The sequence below is a fragment of the Acidaminococcus sp. AM33-14BH genome (assembly GCF_003603525.1).
In the GTDB taxonomy this organism is placed as follows: Bacteria; Bacillota; Negativicutes; order Acidaminococcales; family Acidaminococcaceae; genus Acidaminococcus; species Acidaminococcus intestini.
Window position 1 is genome coordinate 108,040 of sequence record NZ_QTNG01000006.1, and the last position, 20,182, is coordinate 128,221.

Genomic DNA, 20,182 nt, shown 5'->3' on the forward strand with positions numbered 1-20,182 from the left:
CAAGATTGCTAATGAATTCGCATTCTCCTATATTTTCCAAGACGAAACGAAAACGCACAATCGCTGCAAAATCGCAGCAATAAGTCAATATTATTGACACAGTGCAGCATTGCTGCTATTATAATCATGTGAGGTGCAATATGAATAATTTGGGAAAACGCTTAAAAGAGCGCCGAGAGCAATTAAAATATTCACTGAAAGAAGTGTCTGTAAAAACGGGGATTACCGATTCCCGACTTTGCAGAATAGAAAATGGTCAGTACCCCTGTCAGGCAGGCGACCTAAAACAGCTCGGAACGCTGTATAACCTTCCTGTAATTTCGCTCTTTTTGGATGCCGGTTTTTTGGATAAGAAGGACATTGAAATCTATCAGCATGTATTTTCCGATGTATCTGAATTAGACGACGAAGAAAGAGAACATATCCAGTGGCTGATCAGTCACCTCGCTAAGAAGAAAGGAACAGGCAAATGATTTATAGATTGGGAGAATTGTTCTGCGGACCCGGCGGTATTGCCTGGGGCGCAACGCACGCTGATATTGGAAATCCAGATTTTTGCATTGTTCATCAATGGGCCAACGATTATGATGAAAGCACGTGCGACACGTACAGACGGAATATCTGTCCTGATAAACCGGGAACCGTTTACCATGCAGATATCCGCAAATTTGATATGACCCAACTTGCTCCTATTGACGCGTTAGCTTTTGGCTTTCCCTGCAACGACTACAGTGTCGTAGGCGAGCAAAAGGGCATGGACGGCATCTTTGGTCCTTTATATTCATATGGCGTCAAAGCACTGAAACTCTTCAAACCGCAGTGGTTTTTGGCTGAAAATGTAGGCGGTCTAAGAAATGCCAATGAAGGAAAGGCCTTCACAAAAATTTTGGCAGAACTCCGCGAAGCTGGCTATACTCTGACGCCAAACCTCTACAAATTTGAAGATTACGGTATTCCGCAAGCAAGACATAGAGTGATTATCGTAGGGATTCGGAATGATCTCGACGTAACGTACCATGTCCCCTCTCCTGCGCCTTATGCAAACGTTGATAACACGTGCCGTACAGCTATTGAAAAACCGCCTATTCCGAAAGATGCGCCCAACAATGAGCTTACAAAACAATCCGCTACGGTCGTAAAGAGACTGGGATATATCAAACCGGGAGAAAACGCCTTCACAGCAAACCTTCCGCCGGAACTGAAGCTCAATATCAAAGGGGCAAGAATCAGTCAGATCTATAAACGGCTCGACCCCACCAAGCCTTCTTATACAGTAACGGGAAGCGGTGGTGGCGGAACCCATATTTATCATTGGTCGGAACCCAGAGCCCTCACCAACCGGGAACGCGCCCGTCTGCAGACATTTCCTGATACCTATGTGTTTGAAGGCAGCAAGGAGAATGTCCGCAAACAAATTGGAATGGCAGTCCCCTGCCGCGGCGCCAAAATAATTTTCGAAGCTATCCTGAAATCCTTTGCCGGAATTGAATATAAATTTGAAAAGCCCAATATTGATGAATAAAAGAAAAAATCCTGGAAACAGAACTCATTTGGTTCTATTTTCAGGATTTTTTACGATTTTCTCATAGAGATTCTGCAAATTCGTTAGTGCATTTTTTCGTTTCAGCTGGCATTCCCAGATGACAAGAACCTGCCAGCCCAACTCCTCAAGAGCCTGTTGGTCTTCCTTATCCCGTTCAACATTGCGGTCGATCTTCTTATGCCAATATTCCTCATTAGTCGATGGCCAGACAAATCTCCCACAGTCGTGATGATGCCAAAAACAGCCATTTACGAAAATCACTGTTCTATACTTTTTCAAAACGATGTCAGGACAGCCAGGCAGCTTCCTGACATTTTTTCGATATCGGAGTCCCTGAGAAAATAAATATTTTCTAACCGTTTCTTCAGGCTTTGAATTTGTACTCCGTATATGCGACATATTCATACTGCGCTGTTTTTTCGTATGATTATCCGCCATATTCCAATCGCTTTCTTTCGCGGCCTTATCGCTCCAATGCGTTCATTAGGATTCATCAACTAAATCATAATATATAGCCCCGTCAGGGAGCTTGATATTCGGGACCCATAAAGGCTTTCCGTGCCAGCCTTTTGTTCCCGTTACTTGATACATAGTAAGAACAACCCGATCCGTAAAGGATTTCCCGATTTGCCAGTCATTCGGGGAAAGCAGGGCACCAGTTCCCTGTGCCACATCTCTATTTCGTCTGACAAGCAGGATTCCCTGCGCTGCCGGACGCTCTGCAAGGAGTGTATTAAGAACAGACTGGAATGCCTTCATATGAAAATCAGGGCTGGGAATGATATGGGAAAGAACGGCCTTCATGATTCGCAGGCTGACCTGATAATAAGGTTCCTTCTCCGAAAAATTTTTGAGAAGATCCGAAATAGCGTCTATATCATCATTATCCGGATGGAAAGGATAATAATTGGTTCCACCCGTAACAGTTAGGACGTGATCATTATCAAGAACATTCTTCCTTGTTGGCATCAGCCCATCAGGATAATAGATTTTGATGTCATCAATACCCTTTTCCACCTGAGCAATGATCGAGTTATTCGTCGCATTGATATCGGCAAACAGTTTGTACAAATGCTCATCCATATAAACCATCATCATCCCCGCATCCCGGTCATATCCGAACATACGACTGTGCTGCCACATTGTATCGGCCTGTGGCTTTTTGCTGGTCCGCGTGTAATAAATCGTTTGCAAAGCTGGGAAAGTAACACCGCGTCCAAGCGTATTCCCGCCGATAATAAAATTACAGCCTTCAGAGTAGTCGCTGCTTTCACATTCTGATCTGCCGTTCATAATGAGGACCTTGATTTTCTCTGGATCGTTCAGGAGTTCCGATGCAAAGACAAAGAGTTCCTCAAGAGGCTTTTTCTCAGATTTTGCCGGAGAAAAAGTGCTCCAGGCTTTTTCGAAATAGGCCTTAAATCCGTTATTCAAATGACTGCTGCACCATTCCAGTTCCTTCTTTACCTCTTCTTTAAAATCTTCATGGACAGAAATTCTCACGCTTGGATGAAAGAGACAATTGCAGACAGTTCCGCCGGAAGAGAGCATCTGGGCAGATACGGCCAAATGTCTAACAACAACTTCGCGCAGAGGGTTTTCCAGTGTATCGATGAAGGCAACGTGTTCCGGATTCCCCGTTCCCGGGAAAAAGAAATCACCGCCTAAATAGGCACTTCCAGGCTTGAAGTAATAGATAAAGTAAGGATGCCAGCCAGATTCCATGGTCTGAAGCAAAATGGACTGAGGCGTTCCCGTGACCTGCAGATAGATACTGCTCGAGGAATCATTCTTGATTTTATCAAGATACTTGTTGATGGAAGACTGTTCTCCCTGATTCACCATGGTATTGAGGGATGCCGCATCGGCTTCATCATCGATTACAAAAAGCGGATTGCCCTTCATGAAGCCCGTCGCGCCCAGTATATTGGACCACAGTTTCAATATACGAGCATTCTTCTTTAAGACGATGACAGTAGGTTTGACCAGATTATTTTCGGCAAACAGAGCCGCATCATTTTCCCCACATACACAAAAACCGACAAGGTCGGCTTTTACTCTGTCCAAGGTCTGCTGCTGCAGTACGACGTTATCTGTCGTCAGCAGTACAAAGACAGGAAATCCAAGATCTGCGGCTTTGCACATAATGCCAAAAATTTGGCCCGTCTTACCGGATTGGATATTGCCTAGGAGCAGTCCGATCTTGTGTTCCGTAAAAGAAAAGGTCTTTAAATACTTGTTCCCTACATTTTCGGCAGTCTCTTTCACAGACTCAGCTAATTTAAGATTGCCGCGGTCAATTATATTTTGTAAATAAGCATCTAAATACGGCATAATAACACCTCGACATTATTGTTTATCACTCGTGAAAGCAAGCGTCCAGACATCCAGCATATTCCCATCTTCATCAGCGGCCTGCTTGTCCGTTTTCTGGAAGAGGAGCCGGTCACAGCCATATTCAGCCAGCATTTCTTCGGTAATCATCCCCAGCCTCTGTTCATCTTTAGACGTATCGTTCACAGGCGCAACCAAACCAGCAGCTGCGAGTCTACCCTTCAGCCACCGTCCCATAATAAGCTCATCACCAACAGCACTAAACTGCTTGTTGTTGTCACTTGTCGTATGACCCTTGAACCAATACCCATCATCAGTAACGATGAAAAAAGGCTGATTTTTCTGTGGATAGCCTTCAAGATGGTAAATATCTGCACCAACGGTCAGCTGTGTTTCAAACCAATCACGGGCTTTTCTTTTGTTCCTCGGTGCCGCATAGCAAACATTGATGTTTGACTTCGTATAATGCTTGCCATCATCAAGAAATCTTTCAGCCGCTTTAGGAACTTTGAGTTTGAGATAAAAAGAAATCTTGCTGTCCCGGTTTTGGTAATATTCCACCATATTAGGAGCCAACGGTTCCACAAGTTCAACCTGATTCAAAGAATTATTGTGTTCCCGAATAATCGGCATATCCTTGATTTCATCAATATTTTGGGAACAGCGAGATTCGGCAAGCGTCTCCACATGCCTTGCAATTTCAGCCAGTGCTGCTCTATCTTCAATCAAAACAGAAAGCTCATACTGTCTGCGATTGCCCGCTTCCAATTTCATGACGCCCAAGTTGGCTGATCCGACGACAGCTGAAAATGGCTGCCCATTTTGATAAAAACAGTAAACTTTACCATGATATTTAAAAGGAAGAACGGCCTTTACGGACCCAATTTTTCCAGCAGCCCATTTCTGGTGAAGTTTGACTGCCCTTCGATAGGCTCTTTCATTCATGCCTTCTGTATAATACATTCCCATAACCAAAGAAATCCGCTTGATGCTACAGGATTCCACCATCTGATCAAGCTCATCCAAGGATGCAGCGGAAACATACCCCACTGCAATCCGAACTTCATCAGCCAGTTCCATTTGATGTTTAATTGTTTCCGCAATAGTTTGCTGTCCATCCTTGAGGCCAAGCGGCAGGATATCAGAATATAGAACATCCATAACGATTCTCCTTGCTGTGTCTTTTCATGAAAATTCACGGTCCATGCGCTCTGTATGATATCCCTAGTATAGCATATAAGGTGTAGGAAAAATAAAAAGTATTTCTTCATGTATGTGTCAACATTTTCTCGGGAGACCCCTATAAGATTGTGTTGCAGCCTAATTACAAACAGAAAATGGAGCTTAACTGACCTATGGCTGTGCTGTTTTCCGTATCCCACCAATTCCCCCGTTTTTAATTCCCACGTGTGGAACCATGGGAGATTTCTTCACAGCGCTCCTCAATGCATTACGCAGCTCCGCACTATTCGGGGCTTCTACGGGCTTGGACTTGCTGGACAGCCCTGCTTCCAGCTCTTCATTTTGCAGGCCCGCAAGGACCTTGGCTATGGCTAAGCAGCCTTCTTTCCCCCAGCGACGGCCTTGCTTTTTCCTTCGGTAGGAATACCGTCTTTTGGGCCACGGCCGCCAATTTCATGGCTCCGGCCATGTCCGTGAGGCCTCCCCGGGTAAGAACGCACTCTTTCTCTCCATTCACCTGCCGCATCTACCCTTTGGGATTCCGAGTCGTTATGGGACTTCGGTCTGTTTGGTAGCTTTATCTATCCCGAATTGTCCTTATGCGGTTTCTGTTCGTCAGGTCAGAGGTTTGCCTGCACCTTCCTTCAGATTCCACCTCACGGTGTTGCCTTTGGTGTTCGGCTGTGACTTTCCCACGACTAGGGCAGTCTAGGAACTTTCACCTTTAAGAGTGCGCCCATGCTGGGCGCACAACCAAGCCGGTCATTGCAGCGCTGCTGCAATGACCGGCTTGTTCGTTTCCAGACCAACCCAGAATGGAAACTTCACATATTATTTTTCTGGTATCTTTGTAATAATGCATCAAACATAACAGCAAATGACCATTTTAGGTGTTCTTCCAGAAGAAGTTTTGCCCTTGCCAGATTTTTCATTGCGATGGCTTCCAAAATCTCAAGATGCTGCTTCGTGCTGGTTTCAAAGGTATCTGTAATCTGGTATGCCTGCAATTGCCTGACATTGATGCGTTCTGACAAGCTGGGCATTAACCGCCGAATATAATGGTTAGATGTATAATCGACAATCATGTTATGAAATTGGTTATCGAGTTCATACATCATTTCCGGAGATACAAGGCTCTTGTCTTTTTTATAGAGCGCCAATGCATTTTGAAAACTCTCACACGCTTGCTGAACCATTTTTTCACTCAAGTTATGAATCGTTGTTTCAAGCGCCAAGACTTCCAGAACAGTCCTCACGTTATAGATATCTCTCATATCCGCAATAGACAGTACATTAACAAGTGTTCCCCGGCCATTTAGGGTCGTAACAAAATTCTCACTTTCGAGCTTACTAATTGCATTTTTGACCGGTGTTCTTGAAATCCGCAGTTCGTTGGCAATGGATTGCTCTGTAATGACATCCCCTTGATGAATCTTTCCACTGATAATCTGCTCCTTCAGATAGTTGTAAGCCTCTTCTGCAAGGGACAGTTTCTTGATTTTTCTTGCTTTATAGGGAGTGTTCATTATCGCCTCCAATTCCCACCGCTCAGGTGTCATCAATTCACTAGGTCACGAGGTCTCTTGCCAGCAAGCATATTTTCCAAGTTTTCCAAAGCTCGGTCCTTCAGTGCCTTGAAAGATTCAATGGAAATATATGATACATGCGGAGTTACATAGATATTAGGAACATGGAGGATGGGCTCATCCCCTGCAGGGGGTTCTGTTTTTATAACGTCGAGAATGGCCCCGCCAATTTTTTTACTTTTAACCGCATCTATCAAAGCATCTTCACTGACGACCTTTCCACGGGAAGTGTTGATAAGCCAAGCGGTATCTTTCATATAGGAAAGTGCTGCCGCATCGATCTTATCCGTGTTTTCATCACAGCCTTTTAGATGAACACTAATATAATCAGACCGCTTGAAAATATCTTCCCAAGAAACTTTTTCAACGCCAAGATTGGACATCGTTTTTTTGTCTACGAAATCATCGAAAGCAATGACATGGATACCCAGTGCTTGAGCACGTTTGGCTACTGTCTTTCCAATAACACCCAATCCTACAATACCCAGCGTCTGGTTTTCAAGACGGTGTACCGGTGAAAGAGCCGCCATGGCCCCCCATTTCCCCGCCTTGACATCTTCTACAACCGTACGGCTGTAAAAAGCCAGCCCTTTGTTGACAAAATACATAGCTGCGACAACATAGTCCGCAAGATCCTCTGCACAGTACCCACTGATATTGGTTACAGAAATATTTTTAGTCCGTGCGGCAGCGACATCGATGCGGTCATAACCGCCGCCATACACAGCAATGCCCTTGCAGTTTTCCAACCGATCAATAGTACTTTTAGGAATGGAAGCATACACTTGGGCAAGAATCCCGTCCGCGCGATAGCCAAATTCCTTCAGGTCCTTTTCATAATCATAAGTGGAATGACGAATCTCAACACCTGGATACTTTGCTTCAAGCACTTCTTTTTCTACATCATAGTCTTTCCATTCTTCGTCAATGATCCAAATCAGCATAACAAGTTACCCTCCTTATTTCAAGAAAATGGTCGTAACCGATGGAATATACGTAACCGCGCCGAGAACAAGAATCAGCGCACCAATCAGCAGAATGAGTTCCTTTGACAAGGCCTCCATTTTGACCTTTGAAATGGCTGTTGCAACAAAAAGGTTGATGCCATAAGGCGGTGTGCAGAACCCAATGGCAAGATTCATGGTCAACATGATGCCAAAGGTAATGGGGCTCATGCCAAATTTCCTACAAATCGGCAACAGAATCGGCGTCAAAATGATGGTTGCAGGAATGTTGTCAATGAACATACCGACAAGGAGCAGGAGCAGGTTGATGAGAAGGAGAATGACGAATCCATTTTGGCTGATACTAGTAATGAACCCGGCAATCTTCATCGGAATCTGTTCCATGGTCAAGAGGGCTGCAAAGGCGGTCGACAGACCAACCATGAACGTCGTCGCCCCGTTGATAACAATGGCATCCTTGAGCGCCTTATAGGTGGAAGATCCATCCAGTTCCTTATAAACGAAACGCCCTACGACATAGGAATAAACAACAGATATAACGGCTGCTTCCGTCGGCGTAAATTTACCGGAGTAGATACCGCCCAAAATGATAACAGGGGAAAGAATGGCCCAAACCGCATCCTTAAACGTGGCCCAAATGACACTGGCACTGGGTGGTTCCGTGCTGCCTCGATAGCCGCGTTTTTTCGAAACAATAAAGCACACAATCATAAGGGCGACGCCCATTAATATGCCTGGAAGGAAGCCTGCTGTAAAAAGACTGGTAATGGATGCGCCTGAAACCACACCATAAATGACAAAAGGAACAGAAGGAGGAATAATAACCCCGATGGTTCCTGCTGCTGCAGTCAGTGCAGCGGAAAAAGGCTTGCTATAACCATGCTCCACCATTTGAGGAATCATGAAAGCCCCCACTGCCGATACGGTTGCTACTGCAGAACCGGAAATTGCTGCAAAAAACATGCAGACAATAATGGTGACCATACCAAGTCCACCCGTAATATGCCCAATAAAGCATTCAAAAAAGTTGACCAAGCGTTTTGCAATCCCGCCGCCGCTCATTAGGTTACCAGCGAGCATAAAAAAGGGGATGGCCAAAAGAGGAAACGAGTCCACACCAGCAATGCTGTTTTGAGCAATCATAAGTGTCGGCATGGATGTAAAATGCAGCATAGTAACGAGGGTTACCATACCAATCGCGTACCCAATCGGGACACTGAGCATGAGCAATAAAATAAAGAGTCCAAACAAAAATACAGCTTCCATGATTATCCCTCCCGCCCATTATTTTGGGACACGCAGCGAATATACAAGCTGTATACCAAGCGCAGGCTTAAAAAGAAGGATGCCACAGGCAGCGCTGCATATACATAAACAAGAGGTGCCCGCATCCCAGAAGAAAGGGTATTTCGAGAAACCATGGACTGACAGAGGTCAGCGCCCTTTACCACCAAGAAAATGTTAAAAGCAAGCCACACAGCCTCTACAAGAATTCTGAGCATATTTTTTGCTTTTTCACCAGGAAGCCAATTATAGATCATCTCCACTTTGATATGTTCTCCGTAAGCAAAGGCAAGGTCAGCCCCAAGCCAAATCTGCCAAATGAAGATATAGCGGGATAATTCCTCAGACCAAGACAGGGAGGAATTAAAGGCACCTCGCATAATGATTTGGAGAAAGATCAATAAAGTGTTGAATATCAGGCTTCCAATAAGGACCTTTTCTTCAATATAGGTCCATTTATTGAGTACGGCCTTCATAGCAGTCCTCCTTCTAATAGAGGGACTATGAAGCAGACGCCTCAATAGCCCCTATTCCCTACTTATTGATTATATTTTTCACACAGGTCAAAGAGCGCCTTACCAAACTTAGCTTCATACTTGTCATACATAGGCTGCAGGGCTTTTCTCATAGCAGATTTCTGATCAGCTGTCAGTATGTTGGTCTGCAGCTTGCCAATCGTTTCCAGATCTTTGATGGCCTTTTCGTTATCTGCAAGTTCCATCTTGCGCTGTTCATCTACATATGCTTTTGCTTCTTCCTGCAGAATCTTCTGGTTGTCGGCAGAAAGGGATTTGAACTTCGCATCGTTAATGAGGAACGCCAAGAAGTTATGAACATGTTCATCAATAGTGGAGTACTTCTGAACTTCATAGAACTTATTGGCAAAAGTCAGGGATGGTGGATTTTCCTGAGCTTCTACCGTACCTTGCTGAAGTCCTGTGTAAAGTTCCGTAAAGCTCATCGGAGTCGGATTAGCACCCAGCGTTTTATAAAAATCGATGAAGATTGGACTTTCCATGACGCGCATCTTAAGTCCCTTCAAATCTTCTGGCGTTACGATTGGTTTCACCTTGCTCGTTGTACTCCGAGGGCCATTATAGGAATACCCTAGAATATCGATTCCCTTGGAGGCAATCTTCCCGTTAAGTTCCTTCCCTACATCACCATCGAGCGCCTTAAATGCGGCTTCGCTGGATTTAAATAGGTAAGGCATGTCAAGGACACCGAATTCGTCATTATAGGTTGTCAGAACAGACGTGGAAGGCAAGGCCATATCGAGCGATCCCGTTGCAACCGCTTCGGAAAGCTGAACATCGCCGCCTAGCGCACCATTTGGATAAATTTCAATCTTGAGACTGCCTTTGGACCGTTCTTCTACTTTCTTTTTGAAGTTGAGGAGTGCTTTATGGGTAGACCGGTCTTCCGGTTCTACATGACCAATTTTTAAAACTGTTTCAGAAGCCTTGCCGGCCTCTTTCTTTTCCCCGCCACATCCGGCCAATAAACCAATACTTACCAACAAAGATAGGGACAAACAAACCAGTTTGCTTCTTTTCATGGGAACGCCTCCTTAACAAATACTCTTAGAATCGGTCAATCCATAATGGTCACAGTTTCATGATCAGCATCAATAATGACAGTGTCTCCCTCCTTCACGGTTTGATAAAATTCGGGCTCAACTTGAGAAACCATAGGAATCTCAAAGAGAATCGCACTGGTTACGAGCACAGTTTCTGGATGTTCAACAATCATGCCTTTGGGCTGGGAATTTTCCTTCATCAGCTGGAAAAGACCGTCAGCCTGTACAACAGAACTGCCTTTCCCGCTTGGGAAAATCATAATTTTACCAGAAATACTCTTGTGCTCCAAGCTATGTCCTTCTTCAATCACAACACCCGTTTTGGGGTCAATCAGATAGAACATGACATCATCTGTGGAAATGATAGCTGGCCCTTCGCTGCGGCCATCCGAGATTTTATGGCATTTAAAAGATTTCATGTTATTTGACCTCCCCTGCTACGGCCGATTCGATACAAGTATCGAGGTCGCGAATGACAAAGCGGATTCCCCTGCGCTGCGGATAATACGCACATTTCGGGGATTCCGTAATTCCGATTTTACCCTTCAGGAAGTGCCAGCACGGCTGATCCGGGCATGTATCAGGAATAACATGGGCACCAAGAGCCTCCAGTTCATCATAGATTCCCGTACGTTTGGTCATCTCGCATACATGTTCACCCGAAAGGATATACATCGGGACAGCAAGTTTTCGACCATTAAGCTGTTTCAGGATGTGATCACATTCATGGAAAGAAAAATGCGGACAGCCAAACATGGCAAAATCAATCGGCTGATGACCAGGAAGAGAAATGCTTTCAAGAACCTCCGCCAAATCATCATTGGTAATCGTCACGACCCGTTCAGGCTCCTTCCCTCCAAAGGCAGTCTTGATATCAGGAGCTTCCGGCGTAAATCCAGGAATATGATACATATCATAGGAACCAGATGTATTGAGTTCAGCCCCTAAGTTGCGGAGCGCTTCCTTGGTAATATTCTTTGGCAGTCCGGCAAAAACCGGAATCCCATGACCAATCTTCTTCCCGCACATACCAAGGATATGGTAGTCTGCATCGCATTTAATATCCGCCTCGACCTGTACGAGGATATTGCCATGACGGTTTTCATCAAGAAGAAGGCCATATTCAGGAACATACCCCGTAATTGAAGCAAAGAGTGCCGAATTTGCACCTTCCCTGTTGGAACGAGCCCCCCAAATCGAATTCACATAGGGTGTAGCACTAGATTCCGAGAAGGCACATATTTCGCCAAACAAAGGAACATTCGTATCCATATAAGGTGTGCAATTATAGCTAAGTTCAGCACCCAATGCACGATATGCCCTATCTGTGCGTTCCATCTCCTCGTAGTCCTTATTCGTTACAACCCCCATCTTCTTAAAATAGCTTAGGCAAAAGCCGGGGTTGACCGTCGGACGAACGCGGCACTTAGCACCTAATCCAGCAAGCTTTTCTGCAAGCCAGCGATCTGCGTCCTGATTACTTAGCGCTACGTGGGCTCTAGTAATAGGGACCATTCGTTCCGCACCAAAAGATTCGCCAATCGCAACCTGGACTTTCATGGCAAGTTTTGCGCCCTCACCAAATTTACCATCCAATAGGTCTTGCTGGTCCTGTGTTAATTTCATCAACTTTCCCTCCCTCTTAAGCTGTATACAGGTCGAATGCATCTTTGATGCACCCAGTATACTCGAGGACAAAAGAGGCAAGCAAATTTTTGAACGTTTAGCACATGCGATCGGCTTATCTTTTGGTTTTTTATTACTTTAGTGTAACATATGCAATGGTCAGGAACACATTTTCCTATTTTTGATTGTTCGCTTTTATCTAAGTCATTAAATTTACTCTCTATTATATAACGATCAGCTTAGGATTTATTTATTTTATGACTATATGTTTTAAAATTATTCATCAAACTGATTTAGTTATTTAAAAATAAGAAACTGAATTCAGTGATACAGTATACAAAATCCATTAAAATCGCCATTTTTGGTTGTTTAAGCCCAGAAATCAGAACTAACACCATTATTTTTATTTCTTTTTCCGCTGATTATTGCCCTATAGCGAAAAATAATCCTGCCGCAATTCAGATGAAATGCGGCAGGATTATTATCTGTCTATTTTTATTTTAATATCTTATGAAATGTTCCATTTTATTATTTTTGTCTAAATTTATCCCATTAAAGCTTTTTAAGCTCATTTTTCAAGGTAAGTTCAAGTGTTTTCAGTTTTTTACTGCCAATAATATCGTTCAATCCGTATCGAACATTTTTCACATAAATAAGATTTCCTTTTTTCGTTTCCTTCAACTGATAACCCCTCTACCGACCATTCGCGCTGAGATAGAAGATCGCTCTTATCTTGTTTACCGATTTAGAGTCAAAACTTCTTTCATCACATCAGCAAGAGCCAAGGCGGCCTTAGAATGATAGCCACCTTTTGGCATGGCAATCGAAAGCTCAACAGAAGTTCCATCTTTTCCTAATGAGATAAATTCAGCGCCCTGGAAATATCTCCGAGAGCTGTAATAGGTAAAGGCAAGGCCAATTCCCCCGGATCCCATTGAAGCCGCAAACAAAGCAGACAGATTTTCATTATGGACAATCGGGGAAATATGATGGCGGGCAAATATTTCACGTGCTTTTTTCCCGAGGATGGTATCATAGCCGCTTAAGATAAATTCATATTGCGAAATCTCATGGATATCAATGAACCAAGGCGGCGTCTCTTGAAGGTTATGCCGAGTCCCTTTCCTGACTTTCTTCATAATGGGGTGATGAGGATGCGCAATCAAACAGATTTCATCGTCCATAAGAAACGCTGAGTCAAGATTTTTTGCAGCTTTCCCGAGAACAAGCAGAGCCAGATCGAGGTCGCCGCGCTGCAGCATATACTCTAGATCCACAGAATCCCCCTCAACAATATTGACATGCACCCCGGGGTATTTGTTGGCAAAAGCAGTAATCACGGGTGGCAGCAGATAAGATCCTCTAAAGGTGCTCACACCAAGGATGACTTGTCCACTATGAAGTTCACTGATATCCTGCATAGCATCTTGGACTTGATGATATGCATTGATTGTTCGATAAGCAAATTCAAGGTAGAGCTTTCCCGCTTCCGTTAATCTGACTCCCTGATGACGCCTTACAAATAAGGGATATCCCAGAGACGTCTCCAAGGTCGTCAAATATTGGGATAGACTGGATTGGGCCATATAAAGCCGTTCTGCGGCTTTTGAAATGCTCTTTTCTTCAGCGATGGCGATGATATATGAAAGTGTACGGGTATCCATCAATAAGCCTCCAATACGAATGATTTTTACGTTTTTCTTAGGCAGTATCTTTCCGTTCCGCTATTTAATTCATCGGTTTTTCCTATACATATTATAACAAATTATCTGATTCTTATATATTTTCCTTTTTCTTATAATGAATTCATGAAATCGTCGAATCATTCAAAAAAGGGGGATAATCCATGAGTCGTGTTTCTTTAAAAGGTATCTGTGATATGCATGTCCACACCAATCCAGATCTGCGTCATCGGGCCTATTCAGATTTGGAGCTTGCTGACGCGGCCGTCCGTGTTGGGGCGCGGGCCATCGTCATCAAGAGTCATCTTGGGTTCACGGTCAATCGTGCGGCAATTGCTACTGAGTATGTACAGAAACGGTATGGGGACAAGACCAATTTCACCATGTTCGGCGGCGTTGTCATGAACAAAATTATCGGTGGCATTAACCCTGAAGCGGTCGAAAAGGGACTCAAACTGGGGGCAAAAGTGATTTGGCTGCCGACCCAATCTGCCCGGAGGCATCTGGAAAAATTGGGGCAAGATCCCAATCAAGGTATTACACTGGTTGAAAATGGCAAGGTTGTACCCAAACTAAAGGACATTTTTCAGCTCGTCAAGGATCATGATGCCGTTCTAGCAACAGCCCATGTTTCACCGGAAGAAGCCTTTGTTGTCGTCGAAGCAGCCAGAAATGCAGGGGTAAAGAAAATCGTCATCACTCATCCAGAATGGTGGGTCTGTGACTATACGATTGAAGACCAGATTCGCCTAGTCAAAGACTATGATGTCATTCTGGAACGCTGCTATGCTCAAAATATGGGGAAAGGTCAGCCTTACCACCTAAATCTCAAGGACAATGCAACCCTCATCAAAGAAATCGGCTATCGCAACATCATGGTGGCCACTGATGGCGGACAGGTTGAAAATCCAGATTGGGAAACAGAAATCTACGAATACATGCACTATCTTGTGGAAGCGGGAATTCCTGAAGAACAAGTCTATTACATGACAAAGACCATTCCTTACCGTCTGCTCGGCATTGATGATGAACCAGAAGGTGCCGTAAAAGACTGATTGACTTGTGAAAGGAGCCTGATCAACATGTTAAGCGCCATTATCATTGCGGCCATTGCCGTTGCTATTTTTCTCGGTTATAAGACCAAACTGAACACCGGTCTCTTTTGTATTGTTTTTGCCTACATCATTGGATGTCTGATCATGGGACTCAAACCAAAACAAGTCATTTCTTTTTGGCCTGTGAGCACAATGTTTGTCATCCTTTCCGTATCCCTCTTCTATAATGTCGCCGCAATCAACGGGACGCTGGAAAAGATGTCAGGATCCCTGCTTTATTCCTGCCGAAAATTTCCAGGTATGCTTCCCTTTGCTCTATTTGCCGTAGCCGTCATCCTTTCCATTATGGGAGCAACGTATTTCACTGTCCTAGCCTTCCTGGCTCCCATTACGATGGTCATCTGCGATGAATCCAAAATGGATAAGCTGACAGGCGCTATTGCCATTAACGCGGGGGCCCTTTGCGGTGGTGATTTCCCGACCTCAAATCTAGGCGTCATTTTCCGCGGTCTTGCTGACACAGCCTATGAAGCCAACAAGAATTTAGCAGCCCTCGATACCTTTGCCATGGAAATGGAGATTTTTCTCTTTTCCCTCGTCTTTTCCGTACTACTGATCACCATCTTTAAATTTGGGGTCAAAGCCAATCGAAATATCGGGGAAGGGGTAGTCTTTAAGAAACCTGAAGCATTTACGGGAAAACAAAAGACAACCTTGACCTTGATGATTGTCATGATGATTGTTGTTCTTGCCTTCCCCTTGCTTAAGATTTTTATGCCATCTCAGCCCTTCATCAAGTACATGGCGGGAAAAATTGATGTTGGCCTAGTTGCCATCATCTTTGCTGTCATTGCCCTGCTTCTTGATTTGGCCCCACAGAAAGAGGCCATTGCCAAAATACCTTGGAACACTATTGTCATGATTGCAGGCGCCGGCATGCTGATTGCCGTTGCCGTCAAAGCAGGAACCATCACCATGCTGAGCAACTGGGTCGGAAGCAACGTGCCAAAGCCCTTGATTCCAATCGCCTTTTCCATCATCGGGGCCATCATGAGCTTCTTCAGCTCGACCACAGGTGTTGTAACGCCAGCACTCTTCCCGCTCATTCCTGGTCTTGCCAGCTCTACGGGAATTGCCGCACCGGTTCTTTTCGCCTGCACGGTACTCGGTGCACAGTCCAGTGCCATTAGTCCCTTCTCCTCTGGCGGATCCCTGATTCTTGGTTCCAGCCCGAAAGAAGAAGACCGTAATGAGCTCTTTAACCGGCTGCTTCTTATAGCTGTACCGACAAGCGTCATTTGCTGTGCCCTGTTCAACTTCGTTGTTGCCTTTATCTTTTAAAAGACGCACATCCAAAAAGGACCTTACGATTTCATAAACCGCAAGGCCCTTTTCAGTTATATCATATATTGGACTTAGACAAGTGCACAAGGCTTCATTTTACGCAGAGGGATTCTTTTCCTCTGCTTCTTTTCTTTCTTTGAACTCTTTTTGGATAGCTTCTAGCTGTTTTGGATCATCAATCAGTTCGAGAGCAGCGTCAGCAAGGATCTTGGCGCCAAACTGCACGGCCTGATGGGCTTCTTCAGATTTACCGGCCGCAATGAATTCCGGCGAATGGGAAGAGGTTCCATCGGGGACAAAGGCGACCCGGATACAGGAGCCCGGAACACGGTGCATGACATTAGCAAAGTCCGTAGAGCCTGTCCGTTTCCGTGCAGACTGACAATTAGGTGCGTTCAGCGCCATGGCATGTTTCATGAGGAGATCATTGAGCGTAAGATTCGGAATCTTGTTATCAAGAATCTTCCCCACCTCGGCATTGACAGTTGTTTCTGTCATCAGAGCGGCTCCGTTATAGATATTTTCCATGCGGTTCATGATTTCCTTGACAAGACCAACTGTTCCGGCCCGAACCATAACCTGAGCCTGCGTAAAGCTTGGCACGACATTTGCGGCAGTACCGCCTCCATCAATGATATTGTAATGAATCCGCACATCATCAGGTACATGTTCCCTCAGGCATTCAATTCCGTGAAAAGCAAGCATCATGGCATCAAGGCTGCTTCGCCCGGCTTCCGGTTTGAGGGCGGCATGAGCGGCCTTACCGTGATAAGTAACTGTATATTCAGCATTTGCAAGACTCTTGATGTCTGTCTGCGTTGCCGGTCCACCATGCATCATAAGTGCCACATCTAGTTCCTCAAAGGTGCAGCCTTCCTTGATCATGATATATTTGCCACTGATATTTTCCTCGCCCGGTGTGCCATATACGGTCAAGGTAAAGGGGATATCTCCGGCGGCTTCCTTGATAGCGTTTGCCGCGCCCAAAATAGAGGGTCCCTGAAGCTGATGGCCGCAGCCATGTCCCATGCCGGGCAGGGCGTCAAACTCACACAGAAGGCCGATATTAGGCCCGCCTTCCCCATTTTTCCAAATGGCCCTAAAGGCCGTTTCCAAGGAGCCAATCCCACGTGTCACAGCAAAACCATGGTCCTCAAGATACTGGGTAAGAAGGGCGCTCGACTTATATTCATGCGGACCGATTTCCGGATGATCAAAGAGGGTATCCGCCATCTCTGTCAGCTCTGGAAGATGAGTATCTATCCACCGATTTGCTGTCTCAATTTTTTTCTTCAGCATCATTTATCATTCTCCTTTATCACATTACATAGGTCCCAAGTGAATCATTTGGGCAATCAGGGTCATGACGCATCCCGTCACGAGCCAAATCAGGAAAAGTTTCCACATGAAGCGCATCCACCGGTCATAAGGAATATTGGTCACGCTCAGAGTTCCCATAAGGGCGGTCGATGTCGGCAGGATGAAATTACAGAATCCATCGCCAAAGTTAAAGGCAAGGACAGTGGTCTGGCGGGTAACGCCCAGCACATCAGCTAGTGGAATAAGAATAGGCATAACAGCAACCGCCTGCCCACTCCCTGAGGTCAGGAAAAGATTGATGAGCGTATTGGCAAGGACCATTCCTGGAGCTATGATGATGGGCGGAAGACCGCTTAGTAGCTCTGAGGTTGCATGAACAATCGTGTAGGTAATCTTTCCGGCATCCATGATGCCGCTGATGGCGGTTGCCATCCCAATGATGAAAGCTGCCCCAAGCATTTGCTTGCTGCCATCTAAGATGTCCTTGCATACCGTATTGACAGGCGTTCCAATCATAAGATCTGCAACGACGCTGTAGGTCAGGAACATCGCTGCCATATGAGCCATACCCCATTTTAGGACAATCGCCCCATAGATGATTACGGCAAAAGCAATCACTAGAAGGACCAAGGGAGCCAGCATCCTTCCCGTAAGCTCACTGGCGGCTTCAAGGTCCATTGTCGCTTCTTCCGCTTTCATTTCCTGATCAAGATCAAACATTGGACTCATCGTTGGATTTTTCTTGATTTTCTTCGCATATCGGATAAGGTACCAATTTGTTACGATGTAAAAGACCACAAAACAGGCCGAACGATACCAGAGACCGGAATAAGCTGGCAGTTCCGCAATATCCTGTGCGACTACAGTCGTAAACATATTGAATGTGCCTGTCGAAAACCCGATAGCCCCGCCCAAGACCATGATGGCTTCGCCGGTGATAGAGTCAAGACCCATCGCCATGGCGAGCATGACCATAACGGGAGCAAAAGGAATAAATGTATTGACGCCCTGCGTCGTGCAGATGAGGCCAAAAATTAAAGTCAAAACGGGGATGAAGACTTCCAAACGATTGGAAAAATGCTTAGCCCCTTTGGCAAGAATGGCCTGCAAAGCGCCAGTCTTCGTCACAACATGGAAAGCTGACCCAGCCATGAAAATCACCATCATAAGGTCAATTCGCTTGCTGAAGGACTTGATAATGTAAAGCGGAATAAGAAGGGGATTGACGGATGCTGATTGGATATAATGGAATGTTGCCGGATCTACAACTTTTCTTCCGGATGCGCTCTTTACAAAATCATAGGTCCCTGCTGGAACCACCCAAGTCAGTCCCACAGCAATGACAATCATCACAAAAATAATGACAAATGTGTGGGGGAAAGAGACTTTCTTCACTTTTCTTGTTTCCATATAACCCCATCCTTTCTAAGTACAGATTTCTTTTGAATCAAATCTCCATTGGAATTGATTCTTTCCGTGTCTTATTATAGAATAATCACAATAGATTGACTAATTGTATTTCATTCATCTTGATAAATAATCTCAATAAATCGCTTATTGAGATATATTATATTTGTGTGCCAACTCGACGCCTGCACCTAGGGAAAGGAGGCCTTCTCGAGGCCATGGATATTAAAAGAAAACAATATCAATATCTTTGCACCTTGGCTGATACGGGGAACTTTCATCAAGCCGCAGACAAGCTTTTCATCACTCAGCCTACACTTAGCCTAGCCATCAAAAAAATGGAAAAAGAACTGGGAACAGCCCTATTTAAGAGAAGCCGCACCACCCTTACTCCTACGGAAGCAGGTGAAATCATGATTGCCTACGCAAAGAAAATCCTCAATCTCGAAGAAAAGATGGAACAGGAATTGCAGCAGCTGAAGACAACGCATGTCAGCCAGCTGCGCATCGGGACCTACCAAATCCTTTACTCAGGAATCATCCCATCCCTCGTAGCCGCGCTCCGCAAAGAAAAACCATCCCTACAGATCAAGACAAAACATATGCACGATCAGATCCTTGAAAGTGCACTATTCAACAATCTTCTGGACGTGATTCTTTGCATACAAAATCGGAAAAATCCCTTTTTTGATACCATCCCTCTCAAAAAAGAATATGTTCTCGTTGCCATCGTCCCTACCCATCCAGCCTGCCGAAAAGCGCAGTACCGGGATGACCTTCCCTATCCATATCTTGACATCCACGCCCTGAATCATGAACCCGCTTTTTTTCAGTTCAAAGGACAGCAGATCCGTTGGCAGCAAACAAAACTCATTGAGGAAGCTAAATTTGAGCCCAGCAGTATCGAAGAAGTAGACAGCATCAATCTAGCCATTCGGCTCGCTTCGGAAGGGCTGGGTGTCGCCTTTACGATGCGCTCCTATGTCCCGGCCATGACTATTCATAAACCTATTCGCTATTTCATTACAGGAAACACGGAGACTGCCCCAATCCTATCTATCTGCACCTTGCGAAACCGCTCCAAGGAACCCCTGCTTCGCACATGTATTAGGATCATAAAACGAATCCTAACGGAAAATAAGGGCGATTGATGAACTTGGGAATGTCTATATTCTTGACTGTCTGCCAGAAAAGTGCTTTTACGATAAAATTAAAAAAAGGCAGAAGGACTTGCTCTTGGAACAAAGAATTAAGGTGAGCTGTGAAGAATACTTT

Annotated in this window: 18 protein-coding genes; 5 read left to right on the forward strand and 13 right to left on the reverse strand. The window is 44.9% G+C overall.

The annotated features are described in order from the left end of the window. Nucleotides 1-140: 140 nt before the first annotated feature. The gene (locus DW817_RS05985; protein ID WP_021737321.1) at nt 141-473 is read left to right on the forward strand and encodes a helix-turn-helix domain-containing protein; all 333 of its coding nucleotides are present in this window, start codon (nt 141-143) and stop codon (nt 471-473) included. Continuing rightward, nucleotides 470-1,522: a DNA cytosine methyltransferase gene (locus tag DW817_RS05990; protein ID WP_120111543.1), complete on the forward strand. Its 1,053-nt coding sequence runs from the start codon at nt 470-472 to the stop codon at nt 1,520-1,522. The genes DW817_RS05985 and DW817_RS05990 overlap by 4 nt, the downstream gene beginning before the upstream one ends. 24 nt (nt 1,523-1,546) lie before the next feature. On the opposite strand, the gene DW817_RS05995 is transcribed toward DW817_RS05990, so the two are convergent. The 11 genes from DW817_RS05995 to DW817_RS06050 form a co-directional block, all read right to left on the reverse strand. Then, nucleotides 1,547-1,981: a very short patch repair endonuclease gene (locus tag DW817_RS05995; RefSeq protein ID WP_021737319.1), complete on the reverse strand. Its 435-nt coding sequence runs from the start codon at nt 1,979-1,981 to the stop codon at nt 1,547-1,549. Between the two features lie 45 nt (nt 1,982-2,026). Continuing rightward, nucleotides 2,027-3,877 (reverse strand): Z1 domain-containing protein, encoded by a 1,851-nt coding sequence (locus DW817_RS06000; RefSeq protein ID WP_120111546.1) that lies wholly within the window; start codon nt 3,875-3,877, stop codon nt 2,027-2,029. Nucleotides 3,878-3,892: 15 nt separating this feature from the next. Beyond that, the gene (locus DW817_RS06005) at nt 3,893-5,038 is read right to left on the reverse strand and encodes a restriction endonuclease PLD domain-containing protein (protein ID WP_021737307.1); all 1,146 of its coding nucleotides are present in this window, start codon (nt 5,036-5,038) and stop codon (nt 3,893-3,895) included. 845 nt (nt 5,039-5,883) lie between these two features. Continuing rightward, nucleotides 5,884-6,585: a GntR family transcriptional regulator gene (locus tag DW817_RS06015; protein WP_021737317.1), complete on the reverse strand. Its 702-nt coding sequence runs from the start codon at nt 6,583-6,585 to the stop codon at nt 5,884-5,886. Nucleotides 6,586-6,617: 32 nt separating this feature from the next. Further along, nucleotides 6,618-7,589, reverse strand: a complete 972-nt coding sequence (locus DW817_RS06020) for a C-terminal binding protein (RefSeq protein WP_021737314.1) — start codon at nt 7,587-7,589, stop codon at nt 6,618-6,620. Nucleotides 7,590-7,604: 15 nt separating this feature from the next. Further along, a complete protein-coding gene (locus tag DW817_RS06025) occupies nt 7,605-8,876 on the reverse strand; it encodes a TRAP transporter large permease (protein ID WP_120111549.1) in 1,272 nt (423 codons plus the stop codon). A gap of 2 nt (nt 8,877-8,878) precedes the next feature. Next, on the reverse strand, nt 8,879-9,370 hold the full coding sequence (locus DW817_RS06030) for a TRAP transporter small permease (protein ID WP_120111552.1): 492 nt from the start codon (nt 9,368-9,370) through the stop codon (nt 8,879-8,881). A gap of 62 nt (nt 9,371-9,432) precedes the next feature. Then, the gene (locus DW817_RS06035; RefSeq protein ID WP_016459959.1) at nt 9,433-10,452 is read right to left on the reverse strand and encodes a TRAP transporter substrate-binding protein; all 1,020 of its coding nucleotides are present in this window, start codon (nt 10,450-10,452) and stop codon (nt 9,433-9,435) included. A gap of 35 nt (nt 10,453-10,487) precedes the next feature. Beyond that, nucleotides 10,488-10,892 (reverse strand): aconitase X swivel domain-containing protein, encoded by a 405-nt coding sequence (locus DW817_RS06040; RefSeq protein WP_014129110.1) that lies wholly within the window; start codon nt 10,890-10,892, stop codon nt 10,488-10,490. A gap of 1 nt (nt 10,893) precedes the next feature. Then, nucleotides 10,894-12,099 (reverse strand): aconitase X catalytic domain-containing protein, encoded by a 1,206-nt coding sequence (locus DW817_RS06045; protein ID WP_014129111.1) that lies wholly within the window; start codon nt 12,097-12,099, stop codon nt 10,894-10,896. A 737-nt stretch (nt 12,100-12,836) separates the two neighbouring features. Continuing rightward, nucleotides 12,837-13,763, reverse strand: coding sequence for a LysR family transcriptional regulator (locus DW817_RS06050; protein ID WP_014129113.1), 927 nt, complete (start codon nt 13,761-13,763; stop codon nt 12,837-12,839). A gap of 182 nt (nt 13,764-13,945) precedes the next feature. On the opposite strand from DW817_RS06050, the gene DW817_RS06055 reads away from it, so the two are divergent. Together DW817_RS06055 and DW817_RS06060 are read left to right on the forward strand one after the other, a co-directional pair. Then, complete coding sequence (locus tag DW817_RS06055; RefSeq protein WP_016459958.1) at nt 13,946-14,836, forward strand: DUF6282 family protein; 891 nt, start codon at nt 13,946-13,948, stop codon at nt 14,834-14,836. A gap of 27 nt (nt 14,837-14,863) precedes the next feature. Further along, nucleotides 14,864-16,177 carry an SLC13 family permease gene (locus DW817_RS06060; RefSeq protein ID WP_014129115.1) on the forward strand — a complete coding sequence of 438 codons (1,314 nt, stop codon included), beginning with the start codon at nt 14,864-14,866 and terminating at the stop codon, nt 16,175-16,177. A gap of 99 nt (nt 16,178-16,276) precedes the next feature. Here the strand turns inward: DW817_RS06060 and DW817_RS06065 are convergent, their stop codons facing one another. Together DW817_RS06065 and DW817_RS06070 are read right to left on the reverse strand one after the other, a co-directional pair. Continuing rightward, nucleotides 16,277-17,479: a M20 family metallopeptidase gene (locus DW817_RS06065; protein WP_120111585.1), complete on the reverse strand. Its 1,203-nt coding sequence runs from the start codon at nt 17,477-17,479 to the stop codon at nt 16,277-16,279. 24 nt (nt 17,480-17,503) lie between these two features. Beyond that, nucleotides 17,504-18,910, reverse strand: a complete 1,407-nt coding sequence (locus tag DW817_RS06070; RefSeq protein WP_120111555.1) for a YfcC family protein — start codon at nt 18,908-18,910, stop codon at nt 17,504-17,506. Nucleotides 18,911-19,125: 215 nt separating this feature from the next. Here DW817_RS06070 and DW817_RS06075 point away from each other — a divergent pair, with 215 nt between their 5' ends. Continuing rightward, nucleotides 19,126-20,058: a LysR family transcriptional regulator gene (locus DW817_RS06075; RefSeq protein ID WP_021737278.1), complete on the forward strand. Its 933-nt coding sequence runs from the start codon at nt 19,126-19,128 to the stop codon at nt 20,056-20,058. The last annotated feature ends 124 nt before the right edge of the window (nt 20,059-20,182 follow it).